The following is a 13317-nucleotide window of genomic DNA, read 5'->3' as shown; positions in this document are numbered from 1 at the left end:
CTGCATCAATACAACTGGCACCGTCCGCATGCCAGCGTTGACTACCAGCCTCCTATCACCCGCATTGCCATGAACAACCTGGTGGGTTTACACAGCTAGCCGTTCGCGCTCGGCGTAGCCCGCAGGGGCGAAGTCGAAGCGCCTTCCGTCATTCCCCTACACGCATTTCAGCCCTCCCGGAGGCCGCCACCCGTTAGGCTGGGTGCTCGCCATGGAGGACGGGATGCACGAGGCACGGAGGCCCGGCGCGGCGGCACTCGGCGTCGCCCTGCTGTTGGGGGTGGTGGCGGTGCAGTGGCTGCCGGCGCTGCCGCCGCCGGTAGGGAGCGCACTGCCGGGGCTGGTCGTGCTGGGGGCCAGCCTGCGCTGGCCGCGTCTGCGCCTGCCGGCGCTGGTGCTGCTCGGTGCGGCCTGGGCGATCTGGCGCGGCGCGCTCGCCCTGGACCTGCGCCTGCCGCGGGCGCTGGAAGGGCGCGACTTCGAGGTCGTCGGCAGGATTTCCGGGCTGGCCCAGGTGCGCAGCGACGCCACGCGCTTCGTGTTCGAGATCGAGCGCGCCACCCTGGACGGGCGGCCCGTTCCGCTTGATGGCCGGGTGCGCCTGAGCTGGTACGAGGATGCGCCGGTGCTCCCGGCCTGCACGCGCTGGCACCTGCGCCTGCGCTTGCGACGGCCGCGCACCTTGCTCGACCCGGGCGGTTTGGACGGTGAGCGGGCCGCGCTGGAACGGCGCATCGCGGCGGTCGGCTACGTGCGCGAGGACGGCGGCAACCACGCGCTGGGGCAGACCCGCTGCGTGGACGGCCTGCGCGAGCGGCTCGCACAGGGCATCGCGGCGCGGGTACCGGACCCGCACGACACCGCGTTGCTGCAGGCCTTCTCCATCGGCGACACGCGCGGCCTGGACCAGGACGACTGGGAGGTGGCGCGCGCCAACGGTGTGCCCCACCTGATCGCCATTTCCGGGTTCCACGTGGGCGTGGCCGCGTTGTTCGGTATCGCCCTGGTGCGGCTGCTGTACCTGGCGTGGCCGGCTCTGGCCCTGCGCCTGCCGCGGCTGCCGGCGCAGGCGGCCGCGGCGCTGCTGTCGGCCGGGCTGTACGGCGCGCTGGCCGGGTTCGGGCTGCCGACGGTGCGCACGCTGCTGATGATCGCCGTGGTGGCGCTGGCCCGCTGCAGCCGGCGCGCCCTCGGCGGTGCGCAGACGCTCGGCCTGGCGCTGGTGGCGATGCTGCTGGCCGACCCGCTGGCGGTGTTGTCGGCGGGTTTCTGGCTGTCCTTCGTGGGCGTGGCGTTCCTGATGCTCTGCCTCGACGGGCGCGCGCACGGGCTAGGGGGCTTCCTGCGCGAGCTGTCGGCGGGGCAGCTGGTAATGACGGTGGCGTTGCTGCCGCTGACGCTGTGGTTCTTCGGCGAGGCCTCGCTGGTGGGTGCGCTGTCCAACCTCGTCGCGGTGCCGTTCGTGAGCTTCGTGATCGTGCCCTGCGTGCTGCTCGGGGTGCTGGCGCTGCTGGTGTTGCCGGCGGCTGCCGCGCCGGTGCTGCGGCTGGCGGCCGCCTGCGCGCATGCGCAGTGGTGGCTGCTGGAACGGATGGCGCAGTGGCCCGGTGCGCACTGGTACCTGCCGGAGGTGCAGCCGTGGGCGCTCGCGCTGGCGGTCGCCGGCGCGCTGTGGCTGTTCGCGCCGCGTGGCGCGCCCTTGCGCATGCTGGGCCTACTGCTGTTCCTGCCGCTGGTGTGGCCGGTACGGCATCCGCCCGCCGAGGGCGGTTTCCGTGTATGGGTGCTGGACGTGGGGCAGGGGCTTTCGGTGGTCGTGCGCACCCGGCACCACGCCCTGGTCTACGACGCCGGGGCACGCTATCCGTCCGGGTTCGATCTGGGCGAGGCGGTGGTGCTGCCCGCGCTGCATGCCCTCGGCATCGACCGGCTCGACCTGCTGATGATCAGCCACGCCGACAACGACCACGCCGGCGGTGCCCGGGTGGTCGCCGAGGCTTTTCCCGAGGCCTTGCGCTACGCCGGCGAACCCGCCCGCATGCCGCTGCCGATGCGGGCCTGCCTGGCCGGGCAGGCATGGAACTGGGACGGGGTGCGCTTCCGCGTGCTGTCACCCAGGGCCGGCGCGGCGGCGCGGCGCAACGACCGCTCCTGCGTGCTGGCGGTGGACGGTGCCGGCGGGCGCCTGCTGCTGCCCGGCGACATCGGTAGCCGCATCGAGCCGGAGGTGGCCGCGGCGCTGGGCCCGCCGCGGCCCACCGTGCTGGTGGTGCCGCACCACGGCAGCCGCTATTCCTCCGATCCCGCGTTCATCGCGGCCGTCGCCCCCCGCCTGGCGCTGGTTTCGGCCGGTTGGCACAACCGCTTCGGTCATCCGCACCCGCTGGTCGTGGCGCGTTATGCGGCCGCCCGCGTACCCCTGCTCGGCACCGCCGAGCGTGGGGCGATCGAGGTGGATGCGCCGCCGGGCCACCCGCCCGCCGTCACGGTCACCTGGCGCCAGCGCCGGCCGCGCTACTGGCGCGAGTGAAGCGCCGCCCGCAACTGCCAAGCGCGCCGCGGAACCCCCTGACGGGACTGCTATGATGCCGCCTCCCCTCGTGATTTGCCCTGGCGGGAGTTTGGCAGTGCTCGACATTCTGATGGCTGGCGGATGGGCGATGGCCCCCATCCTCGTCTGTTCCGCGGTGGCCCTGGCGATCGTGCTGGAACGGTGGTGGACCCTGCGCCGCAAGGCGGTCCTGCCCGAGGGGCTGGGCGAGGAAGTGCGCCAGTGGGCGCGCAGCGGCCAGCTTGATCCGTCACACCTGGAGGCGCTCGCCGCCGGTTCGCCGCTGGGCGAACTGCTCGCCGCCGCACTGGCGGTGCGCAATCGCCCGCGCGAGCAGATCAAGGAGCGTATCGAAGATACCGGTCGCCACGTGGTCCATCGCATGGAGCGCTATCTCAACACGCTCGGCACCATCGCCCTGATCGGACCGCTGCTGGGCCTGCTCGGCACCGTGATCGGCCTCATCCGCATGTTCATGCAGGTCATGGGCGGCGGCATGGCCGACCCGACGAGGATGGCGGGCGGCATCGGCGAGGCGCTGATCTGCACCGCGACCGGCCTGGTGGTGGCGATCCCGGCCTACGTGCTGCACCGCTATTTCCGCTCCAAGGTCGCCGGCTACTGCATCGAGATGGAGAAGCAGGCCACCGCGCTGCTGGACGAGCTGACCGACGCCGCCACCCCGCTGGCGCGCCCGCGTCGCGCCGCTTCGGCCTCCACTGCCGGCTGAGGCACGCATGCGTATCGGTTCCGACCGTCGGCAGGACGACTTCGAGATCAACGTGATCTCGCTGATCGACGTGCTGCTGACCTTGCTCATGTTCTTCGTGCTGACCACCACCTTCGTGCAGCACTCCCGCCTGCAGGTCACGCTGCCGCAGGCGAGCGTCGAGGACCGCGACATGCAGGCCCCGGCACTGACCGTGATGATCGACCGCGACGGCCGCTTCTACGTGGGCAGCGACGAGGTGATGGGCGAGGGCGTCGATCCGCTCAAGCAGGCGATCGCCCGCGTGGCCGGCGCGGATCGTGACCGCGCGGTCACCATCCGCGCCGACGCGATGACCCCGCACCAGAACGTGGTCACCGCGATGGATGCGCTCGGCCAGCTCGGCTTCACGCACCTGTCCATCGCCACCACGCCCAGTCAGGAGTCCCCGCGTTGACGGCAGCGCGGAAGGTGGCGATCTGGGACGCCGACACCCTGCGCGTCTACAAGCGGCTGCTCGGCTACACGCGGCGCTGGTGGGCGATCGGGCTGGTCGCGGTACTGGGCATGGCCGTCGACGGCGGGGCGCTGGCGGCGTTCACGCAGAAGCTCAGGCCGATGATCGACGACCTGTTCGCGAAGAAGGATCCCTACCTGATCTTCTGGATGCCGATCTGGATCGTCGGCATCTTCGCGGTCCGCGGCCTGGGCACCTTCGTCAGTAACTACGGCATTTCCTACGTGGGTCGCAACGTGGTGCAGGCGATGCAGGCGGACGTGTTCGCGGCCTACCTGCGGCTGCCGGCCGCCTTCTTCGGCAACGAGCCGTCCGGACAGCAGATCTCGCGCATCACCTACACCAGCGAACAGGTGGCGTCCGCTTCCACGGATGCGCTCAAGGTCGTGGTGACCGAAGGCGTCACCGTGATCGGCATGCTCTACGTGATGCTGAGCAACAGCGCCTACCTCTCGCTCACGCTGCTGATGATGGCTCCCGGCATCGCGCTGGTCGCCACCGTGGTGAGCCGCCGCTATCGCCAGATCAGCCGCCGCATCCAGGGCTCGATGGGTTCGGTCACCGGCGCGGTCGGCGAATCGGTGAATGCGCATCGGGAGGTGCGGGTGTACGGCGGGCAACGGCACGAGGCGTTGCGCTTCGCCGACGTGTCCCATCGCGCGCGCCGCCTCAACATGAAGATCGCCACGACCAGCGCGAGCTCGAGTACCGCGATCCAGACCGTCGCGGCGCTCGCGCTGGCCCTGCTGGTCTACCTGGCGACCCGGCCGCAGGTGATCGACGCGATCTCGCCGGGCGTCTTCGTGACCGTGCTGACCGCGATGGGCGCGATGATGCCCTCGCTGAAGCGGCTGGCGAACGTGCAGGCAAACATCCAGCGTGGCATCTCGGCGGCCGAGGACCTGTTCGAGGTCATCGACATGCCGCCGGAACAGGACACCGGCCACCTGGTGCTCTCGCATACCCGCGGCGACCTGCGTTTCGAAGGCGTCCGCCTGCGCTATCCGCGCGCCGAGACCGAAGCCCTGCGCGGTGTCGACCTGCGTTGCGCGCCGGGTACCGTGACCGCGCTGGTCGGCCGCTCCGGCAGCGGCAAGAGCAGCCTGGTCAGCCTGCTGCCGCGCTTCCTGGAGCCCAGTGACGGGCACATCGTGCTGGACGGAAAGGACTACCGCGAGTACACGCTGGCCTCCCTGCGCCGGCAGATCGGCTGGGTGGGGCAGAGTGTGGTGCTGTTCGACGGCACGGTGGCCGAGAACATCGCCTACGGCGAGCTGGCCGGCGCCAGCGAGGCGGACATCGTCGCCGCTGCCGAGGCCGCCAACGCGATGGAGTTCATCCGACGCATGCCCGAAGGCATCCACAGCCCGATCGGGCAGGGCGGCAACATGCTCTCCGGCGGCCAGCGCCAGCGCCTGGCGATCGCCCGCGCAATCCTCAAGAACGCGCCGATCCTGGTCCTGGACGAGGCCACCAGCGCGCTCGATACCGAATCCGAACGCCTGATCCAGCAGGCCCTGCAGCGCCTGATGCGCGACCGCACCACGCTGGTCATCGCGCACCGGCTCTCCACCATCGAGCACGCCGACCAGATCGCGGTGATGGACCAGGGCCGGATCGTCGAGCGCGGCACGCACGCCGAGCTGCTCGCCCTGGGCGGCCAGTACGCCGCGCTGCACCGCATGCAGTTCCACGAGCAGGACGATGGTTGACGCCGGCCGTCCACCGCTGGCCCGGCGCCTGGAGCAGGGCTGGTATGGCGAGGGCGACACCCCCTGGTGGACGCGCCCGCTCTCATGGCTGTACGGCGCGGCCACCGGCCTGCGTCGCTCGCTGTATCGGCGCGGATGGTTGCGCAGCGTGCGCCTGCCAGTGCCGGTGGTGGTGATCGGCAACCTCACCGTCGGTGGTACCGGCAAGACGCCACTTACCATCGCCATCGCGCAGGCCTTGCGCCAGCGCGGGTTCGCCCCGGGCGTGGTGAGCCGCGGCTACGGTGGTAGCCAGCGCGGGCCGGTCCTGCTCGGCGAGGCGTCCAGTCCCGCCGACGTGGGCGACGAGCCCTGCCTGATCCGCGCGCACGACATTCCGGTCGCGGTCGGCCGCGACCGGCCGGCCGCCGCCAGGTTGCTGGTCGGCGCCGGCTGCGACGTGGTGATCGCCGACGACGGGCTGCAGCACTACCGGCTGGGGCGCGACGTGGAGGTCTGCGTGATCGACGCCGTGCGCGGCTTCGGCAACGGCCGCCTGCTGCCCGCGGGCCCGCTGCGCGAGCCGCTGATCCGCCTGGTCACCACGGACCTGCGCGTCTGCAACGGCGGCGAGCGCATGGGCGCCTATCCCATGCAGTTGCGCGGCGGCCAGGCCCGCGCCCTTGCCGACGACAGCCAGCAGCCGCTGACCGCCTTCACCGGCCAGCGCGTGCATGCGGTGGCCGCCATCGGCCATCCCGCGCGCTTCTTCGACAGCCTTCGCGCCTACGGCATCCTGCCGGTCGAGCACGCCTTTCCCGACCACCACGCCTTCGTCCCCGCCGACTTCCACTTCGGTGACGACCTGCCGGTGCTGATGACCGACAAGGACGCCATCAAGTGCCGGCGCTTCGCGCGGCCGGGGTGGTGGCGGGTGCCGGTGCACGCGGAGTTGCCGAAGGAGTTCTACGACGCCCTTGCTGGCCGCATTGCCGCGGCGAGGGAAGGCTGAACGGCGCGCCTGCATCAGGGGCCGGGACGAGGAGCAACCGCCCATCGCAACGGCGCTATGCGCCCCCGGGAACCTCCGGTAGCGCAAGGGCATCCGGCGGGAGCAGCCGTTCGAGCAGCACCAGCACTTCGGCCATGCGGAACGGCTTGCGCAGAAACGCGCGGTAGCCGTGGCAGCTTTCCCGCACCGCCGCCTCGTCGAGGGAGCTCATCAGCACCACCGGCACCTGGCCCAGCGCGGGATGGGCGCGCAAGGCCTCGAGCATGGCGGCGCCCCCCATGATCGGCATCATCACGTCGAGCAAGATCAGGTCCGGGGGCGTCTCGATCGCACGATCGAGCCCCTGGCGGCCATTGATGGCGGTGACCACCCGGTAGCCTTCGTCCTGGAGCAAGGCCTCCAGCACTTCGGCCACGCCGTATTCGTCGTCGACCACGAGAACGGTGCGCATGGGAACTCAGCCCCGCTTCGGCGGCGAAGCATCGTGCCCCGCGGGCCGGGGCTGGATGCCGGGTGGCTCGCCCGGGCCCGGATGGCCGTACCCGGACAGCAGGCCCTCGGCGCCCCGGAAACTGTCGCGCAGGTGCACGCCCGCATCGCTGATCTCGAACTCGCGCACGCGCGGATCGAAGCCGCCGCCGCGGACTTTCAGCACCGAGATCAGCCGGTACAGGCGGGCACGATATTCGGCATAGCGCAGGAGAACCATGTTTTCGGCCAACGCGGAGACACCGTCGATGGGCACGCGGATGTCCGGCCCGACCAGGTTCGGCGTCTCCACCGCGATCAACGCGGTCACGTCCATGGCGCGCAGCTCGTCGGTCAGTGCGGCGAAGAACGCCGACAGGCGTTCCGGCGCGTCGGCGGCCGAGATGAATCCGCCGAGGCTGTCGATGAACAGGCGTTTGACGGAGTACCGCCTCACGGCGTCGAGCAGGGTGTTGCCCAGGTCGTCCAGCACCTGCTCGGTGGGTGGCCGCCACACGATACGCAGATGCCCGGCATCCACCAGTGGCTGCAGGTGCAGGCCGATCGCCGCGGCATTGGCGATGAGCCGGTAGGGCGTCTCGTAGAAGCCGAAGTGCAGTCCGGGCTCGTCGGCGCTCGAGCGGCCGAGGAACGAAGTGCCCAGCGTGGTCTTTCCCGCACCGCTCGCACCCAGCAGCAGCGTGGACGTGCCACGCAGCGGCCCGCCGGCCATCATCCCGTCGAGGTCGGGTATGCCGGTGGACATGCGCCGGCCGGGCCCGTCGTTCGTGCCCGCGGGGAGGAAGGCTTCCAGCCGCGGAAACAGCACGATGCCGGCGTTGGTGATGCGGAACGGGTGGCGGCCGCGCAGGGACGCCGAGCCGCGAAACTTCTTGATCTCCAGCTCGCGCTGGCGCCGTTTTCCGTAGGGCACGTCGTCGAGCGTGATCAGGCCGTCGACCATGGTGTGTTCCGGGTGGTACTCCGCCCGGCTGCCGTTGGTCAGGAGCAGCACGGTGCAGTCGGCCAGCGCGGCGTGGGCCTGCAACTCGTGGATGAACTTGCGGAACTCGCGGTCGGACGTGCTCGTCTCCTCCACCGCCAGCAGGCCATCCAGCACCAGCAGGCTGGCCCGGTGCGACCGGATTTCCCGGCGCAGGAGGTCCATCAGGCCCTTCAGGCCTTCTTCCTCGAGCGTGCGGAAGGCGCTCACGTAGTACAGCGAGCCGGGGATGACCGCCGCGTCGTAGAAGTCCATCTCCGCCATGTGCTGCAGCATCCGCGCGTGGCTTTCGGCAAGCAGCGTGACGAACAGCGCGCGGCCGCCCTGGGCGACGTGGCCGAAACACACCTGGTTGGCCAGGATGGTCTTTCCCGCGCCGGGAGATCCGCGCACGATGTAGACCGCGCCGGCGAACAACCCACCGTTCAGGATGTGGTCCAGCCCAGGAACGCCGGTCGGGATACGCTGCAAGGTCGGGTCTGCTCTGGTCACTGCGAAATGTCCGCTCGCTGGTATGGGGTGATGTCGCGTGGCAACTGCACGACGAAGGTCGAGCCCCGGGACGGCCGGCTCCTGACCTCGATCCTGCCGCCTTGCGCCTCGACCAGTTGGCGCACCAGCCACAGGCCGACTCCGAAGCCGCCGCTGGTGCGGTCCATCCCGCCTCGCTCGAACCGCTCGAAGATGCGCGCCTGCACGTGGTCCGGGATGCCGACGCCCTGATCGCGCACCTTCAGCACGATGCCCTCGGCGACTCGCGCGAGCTCGACCCGGATGGGTTTGCCGGCGCCGTACCGGATCGCGTTCGAGAGCAGGTTGTCGAGCACCTGCTCGCTCGAGAGCCGATCCCATGTGCCGACCACCCGGGGCTCGGCGTGGCATTGCAGCACGGATCCCGCACGTTCGGCCAGCACCTGGTAGTTCCGCGTGATGAGTTCGACGAGCTCGGCCATGTCGAACGTGGAAGGTTGCAGGCGGATGTGCCCCGCATTGAGGCGGGAAACCTCCAACAGGGTCGTGGCGCGACGCAGGTAATGGGCGATCGCCAGTTCCAGCCGCTCCAGGCCCGCGATCAGCGCGGGTGACGCGCCTTCGCGCCGGGCGCGGGAGAGCAGCAGCTCGACCTGTCCGGCGATGGGCGTCATCGGGTTGCGCAGCTCGTGTGCGGCGATCGCGATGAAATCGTCGCGCACGGCGATCGCCTTGCGCAGTTCGTGCACGATGGAAGCGTCGTCGTTGGAAGAACTCAAATCCCGAACCGCCCTTGGTTTTTGTAGCAGCAGCCGACGCGCTGCAGTGCGAAAAGAAGCCGCGGGCTGGCAAACGAACCGTGACTCCAGGTCGGCGTCGGGGCCTGCGCCGGGCTGCCGTCGACGCCGGTTGGTCATCAAGCCGTCCAGGCGCGTCGAAGACCGGTAAACCGGGCGTGTCCCACCTGCCTATAGTGCCCGAAACCGCCCCGGAAAGGACGACGGCAAGCCCTGTGCAAGGGGCGTCGGCACCGTCGGCCGCTCGTTCCGAAGGCGCGCGGGGGCCACGAGTGGAATCCCTGTCCGCCGGTGGCCTCGCCTTGCGGCAGGCGCCGGCGTCCGGAAGCCGGGAGATCCTGATGGCCGGATGGCGCGCTGCGATCCGGGCCTTGCCTCATCGCGCCCGCCGCTGTAGAGTGCGATCCATTGTACTAGCGCATTAGCACGATGAAGCGACGAGCGATCGACCCCGAAACCCCGAGCGAATCGGTGGAGCGCAGCCTGTGCGAGGCGCTGCTGGCGCTGCGCGACGTGGACGAGATGCAGGCGTTCCTGCACGACCTGTGCACGCCGGCGGAACTGGAGGCGCTGGTGGACCGCTGGCGGGTGGTGCCGTACCTGCTGGAGGAACTGTCCTACCGGGAGATCCACGAGCGGACCGGGGTGAGCATCACCACCATCGGACGGGTCGCGCGCTTCCTCAATCAGGGCAACGGCGGCTACCTTGCGGCGGCGGCGCGCGCGGCGCGCAAGCGCAAGCTGGCGAAGGTCTCGCCATGAGGCCGCGCGATCGTCTGCGCATCGCCATGCAGAAGTCCGGCCGGCTGACCGAGCCGGCGCAGGACCTGCTCATGCGCTGCGGCCTCGCCTTCCGGCAGAGCCGCGACAAGCTGTTCTGCTTCGGCGAGGGCGAACCGGTCGACCTGCTGCTGGTGCGCGACGACGACATTCCCGGGCTGATCGCGCAGGGCGTGTGCGACCTCGGCATCGTCGGGCGCAACGTGCTCAACGAGTACCAGCTCACGGCCGGACGCGAGGACGCGGTGGCGCTTGCGGAGTGGCGCGCCCTGGGCTTCGGCCGCTGCCGGCTGTCGCTGGCGGTGCCACAGGAGATGGATTACGCCGGGCCCGTCTGCATGGCCGGCAAGCGCATCGCGACTTCGTATCCGGGATTGCTCGGCCGTTGGCTGCGCGAGCGCGGCATCGATGCGGGTGTGGTGACCCTGGCCGGTTCGGTGGAGATCGCACCGCGGCTCGGTACCGCCGACGCGATCTGCGACCTGGTGCAGAGCGGTGGCACGTTGGCCGCCAACCAGCTGCGCGAGACCGACGTGCTGCTGGAAAGCGAAGCCCTGCTGGTCGGGCCGCAGGTGCTGCCGGCCGATGAGCGCGGCGACCTGGTCGGGCTGCTGCTCAAGCGCATCGACGGGGTGATCCAGGTGCGCGAGTCGCGCCTGCTGCTGCTGCAGGCCTCGCGTGGCTCGCTGGAGGCGATCACCCGCCTGCTGCCGGGCGGGCCGCAGCCCACGCTGCTGCCGCTGGCCGGCCAGCCGGACCAGGTGATGCTGCAGGCGCTGTGCGCGGGCGAGGTGAGCTGGCGCCAGCTGGAAGAGATCAAGAAGGCCGGCGCGCGCGAGATGTTCGTGCTGCCGGTGGAGAGGATGCTGGCATGAAGCGGCTGGACTGGAACCGCCTGGACGAGGCCGGCCGTGCCGAGGCGCTGGCGCGGCCGGCGCAGGCGCGCGGCGACGAACTGCGCGAGGGCGTGGCGCGGATCATCGCGGCGGTGCGCAGCCACGGCGACGATGCGCTGTACCGCTTCAGCGAGGCCTACGAGGGTCGTCGCCTGGACCGCCTCGAGGCGACGCCCACGGAGATGGACGAAGCCGAGGCCGCGCTGGATCCGGCGTTGAAGGCCGCGATCGGTGAGGCGGCTGCACGGATCGAGGCGTTCCACCGCGCATCCGCGCCGCAGCCGGTCGGCTTGGACACCGCGCCGGGCGTGCGCGTGGAGCGCGTGCTGCGGCCAGTCGCGCGGGTCGGGCTGTACGTGCCGGCCGGCAGCGCGCCGCTACCTTCCACTGCGCTGATGCTGGGCCTGCCGGCGCGCATCGCCGGCTGCGGCGAGATCGTGCTGTGCTCGCCCGCGCAGCCGGACGGGCGCTGCGACCCGGCCGTGCTGTTCGCGGCGCGGGTGGTCGGTGCACACCGAGTGTTCAAGCTGGGCGGCGCGCAGGCGATCGCCGCGATGGCCTACGGCACCGCCAGCGTGCCCCGCTGCGACAAGCTGTTCGGCCCGGGCAACGCCTGGGTCACCGAGGCCAAGCTGCAGGTATCGATCGACCCGCAGGGCGCCGCCATCGACATGCCCGCCGGCCCGTCCGAGGTGCTGGTGATCGCCGATGCGGCTGCCGACGCCTCCTTCGTCGCGGCGGACCTGCTGTCGCAGGCCGAGCACGGTCCCGATTCGCAGGTGCTGCTGGTCAGCCCGTCCGCTTCGTTGCTGGACCGGGTGGAGGCGGAGATCGCGCGCCAGTGCGGGAGCCTGCCGCGCGCGGACATCGCGCGCCAGGCGCTGGCGCGCAGCCGCCTGATCGAGGTGAGCTCGCTCGAGCAGGCGCTGGCGGTGAGCAACCGTTACGCGCCGGAGCACCTGATCCTGCAGGTGGCGGCGCCGCGGGCGCTGCTCGCCGGCGTGGAAAGCGCAGGCTCGGTGTTCCTGGGCGCCTGGACACCGGAATCGGTGGGCGATTACTCCAGCGGCAGCAACCACGTGCTGCCGACCTACGGCTACGCGCGCAGCTACAGCGGCGTGTCGGTGGTGAGCTTCCAGAAGCAGATCACCGTGCAGGAGCTCACCGCCGACGGCCTGCGGGCGATCGGCCCGTGTACCGCGACGCTGGCCGCGGCGGAGCAGCTCGAAGCGCACCGTCGCGCGGTGACGCTGCGGCTGGCCGCGCTCGAGTCGCCGGCGGAGGCGCAAGCATGAGCGTGCTGGATCTGGCGCGCGCGGAGATCCGCGCGCTGGTGCCGTATTCCTCGGCGCGCATGGAGGCCGCCGGCGGGCAGGTGCTGCTCAACGCCAACGAATCGGCCTGGGCGCCCTACGGCGACCAGGGGCTGGGTTGCCATCGCTACCCCGACCCGCAGCCGGCCGCGCTGATCCAGGCGCTGTCCGCGCTCTACGGCGTGGCGGCCGCGCAGGTGCTGGTCGGGCGCGGCAGCGACGAGGCGATCGACCTGCTCGTGCGCGCGTTCTGTCGCGCGGGCGAGGACGCGGTCCTGGTCCAGCCGCCGACCTTCGGCATGTATGCCGTCTGCGCGCGGGTGCAGGGGGCGGGACTCGTGGAGGTGCCGCTGGCCGGCGACTTCACGCTGGACGTGGATGCGGTGCTGGCGGCACTGACCCCGGCGGTGAAGCTGGTGTTCGTCTGCTCGCCCAACAACCCTGCCGGCCAGCCGGTGCCGGCAATGGCGATCCGGCGGTTGGCACGGGCGCTCGCCGGGCGCGCGCTGCTGGTGGTGGACGAGGCCTACGTGGAGTTTTCCGATGCAGGCAGCGTGGCCGGCCTGATCGACCATCACGAGAACCTCGCCGTGCTGCGAACGCTGTCCAAGGCCTGGGCCCTGGCCGGCGCGCGCGTGGGCTGCCTGCTGGCGCAGGCGGACGTCATCGCGCTGCTGCGCCGGATCATGCCTCCCTATCCGCTGCCGTCGCCCTGCGTGGCGGCGGCGCTGGCCGCGCTCTCGGCGCCGGGGCAGGCCGCCGCGCGCGAGCGGATCGCCGCCGTGTGCGCGGAACGCGAGCGCATGGGCGCGACCCTGCGCCGGCTGCCCGGCGTGCGTGACGTGCTGCCTTCGCAGGCCAACTTCCTGGCCGTCCGCTTCGACGATGCGGGCGCCGCGTACCGGCGCCTGTTCGAGGCCGGCATCGTGGTGCGCGACCTGCGCCGCTATCCGGGACTGGGCGATGCGCTGCGCATCACGCTGGGCACCCCGGCGGAGAACGACCGCGTGCTGGCGACGCTGGGGGCACGGCCATGATCGATGCATATCGCCCGGGTCCGCGGGGCCGGAGCGAGCCCGCCCGCGATGCCCTCGTTCCGACCCTGGACG

General features: G+C 71.3%; 12 protein-coding genes and 1 pseudogene. 10 read left to right on the top strand and 3 right to left on the bottom strand.

From position 1 onward, the window contains the following. From WAT24_RS15615 to lpxK, 6 genes and pseudogenes are all read left to right on the top strand, one after another. Nucleotides 1–99: pseudogene (locus WAT24_RS15615) on the top strand (IS481 family transposase); the annotation flags it as partial. A gap of 124 nt (nucleotides 100–223) precedes the next feature. Continuing rightward, nucleotides 224–2530 (top strand): DNA internalization-related competence protein ComEC/Rec2, encoded by a 2307-nt coding sequence (locus tag WAT24_RS15610; protein WP_336808824.1) that lies wholly within the window; start codon nucleotides 224–226, stop codon nucleotides 2528–2530. A 97-nt stretch (nucleotides 2531–2627) separates the two neighbouring features. Further along, nucleotides 2628–3281: a MotA/TolQ/ExbB proton channel family protein gene (locus WAT24_RS15605; protein ID WP_336808823.1), complete on the top strand. Its 654-nt coding sequence runs from the start codon at nucleotides 2628–2630 to the stop codon at nucleotides 3279–3281. Nucleotides 3282–3288: 7 nt separating this feature from the next. Beyond that, nucleotides 3289–3717 carry an ExbD/TolR family protein gene (locus WAT24_RS15600; protein WP_336808822.1) on the top strand — a complete coding sequence of 143 codons (429 nt, stop codon included), beginning with the start codon at nucleotides 3289–3291 and terminating at the stop codon, nucleotides 3715–3717. 14 nt (nucleotides 3718–3731) lie between these two features. Further along, a complete protein-coding gene (gene msbA, locus WAT24_RS15595) occupies nucleotides 3732–5489 on the top strand; it encodes a lipid A export permease/ATP-binding protein MsbA (RefSeq protein ID WP_425605314.1) in 1758 nt (585 codons plus the stop codon). Then, the gene (gene lpxK, locus WAT24_RS15590) at nucleotides 5482–6480 is read left to right on the top strand and encodes a tetraacyldisaccharide 4'-kinase (protein ID WP_336808820.1); all 999 of its coding nucleotides are present in this window, start codon (nucleotides 5482–5484) and stop codon (nucleotides 6478–6480) included. The genes msbA and lpxK overlap by 8 nt, the downstream gene beginning before the upstream one ends. A 55-nt stretch (nucleotides 6481–6535) precedes the next feature. Here lpxK and WAT24_RS15585 read toward each other — a convergent pair whose 3' ends face one another. The 3 genes from WAT24_RS15585 to WAT24_RS15575 are packed head-to-tail and all read right to left on the bottom strand — an operon-like array spanning nucleotide 6536 to nucleotide 9339. Then, nucleotides 6536–6931, bottom strand: coding sequence for a response regulator (locus WAT24_RS15585; protein ID WP_336808819.1), 396 nt, complete (start codon nucleotides 6929–6931; stop codon nucleotides 6536–6538). A gap of 6 nt (nucleotides 6932–6937) precedes the next feature. Beyond that, nucleotides 6938–8422, bottom strand: a complete 1485-nt coding sequence (locus WAT24_RS15580) for a DUF7125 family protein (RefSeq protein WP_336808818.1) — start codon at nucleotides 8420–8422, stop codon at nucleotides 6938–6940. Nucleotides 8423–8439: 17 nt separating this feature from the next. After that, nucleotides 8440–9339, bottom strand: a complete 900-nt coding sequence (locus WAT24_RS15575; protein ID WP_336808817.1) for a sensor histidine kinase — start codon at nucleotides 9337–9339, stop codon at nucleotides 8440–8442. Between the two features lie 309 nt (nucleotides 9340–9648). Here WAT24_RS15575 and WAT24_RS15570 point away from each other — a divergent pair, with 309 nt between their 5' ends. The 4 genes from WAT24_RS15570 to hisC are packed head-to-tail and all read left to right on the top strand — an operon-like array spanning nucleotide 9649 to nucleotide 13245. Further along, entirely contained in the window at nucleotides 9649–9981 is a 333-nt protein-coding gene (locus WAT24_RS15570) for a YerC/YecD family TrpR-related protein (RefSeq protein WP_336808816.1), read from the top strand. Next, on the top strand, nucleotides 9978–10874 hold the full coding sequence (hisG, locus tag WAT24_RS15565) for an ATP phosphoribosyltransferase (RefSeq protein ID WP_336808815.1): 897 nt from the start codon (nucleotides 9978–9980) through the stop codon (nucleotides 10872–10874). Before WAT24_RS15570 ends, hisG begins: the two co-directional genes overlap by 4 nt. Beyond that, nucleotides 10871–12190, top strand: a complete 1320-nt coding sequence (gene hisD, locus WAT24_RS15560; protein WP_336808814.1) for a histidinol dehydrogenase — start codon at nucleotides 10871–10873, stop codon at nucleotides 12188–12190. Before hisG ends, hisD begins: the two co-directional genes overlap by 4 nt. Beyond that, the gene (hisC, locus tag WAT24_RS15555; RefSeq protein WP_336808813.1) at nucleotides 12187–13245 is read left to right on the top strand and encodes a histidinol-phosphate transaminase; all 1059 of its coding nucleotides are present in this window, start codon (nucleotides 12187–12189) and stop codon (nucleotides 13243–13245) included. Before hisD ends, hisC begins: the two co-directional genes overlap by 4 nt. Nucleotides 13246–13317 lie beyond the last annotated feature (72 nt).

This window comes from Fulvimonas yonginensis, assembly GCF_037137055.1.
Classification (GTDB): domain Bacteria; phylum Pseudomonadota; class Gammaproteobacteria; order Xanthomonadales; family Rhodanobacteraceae; genus Frateuria_A; species Frateuria_A yonginensis.
This window is presented reverse-complemented; position numbering and strand designations above follow the sequence as displayed.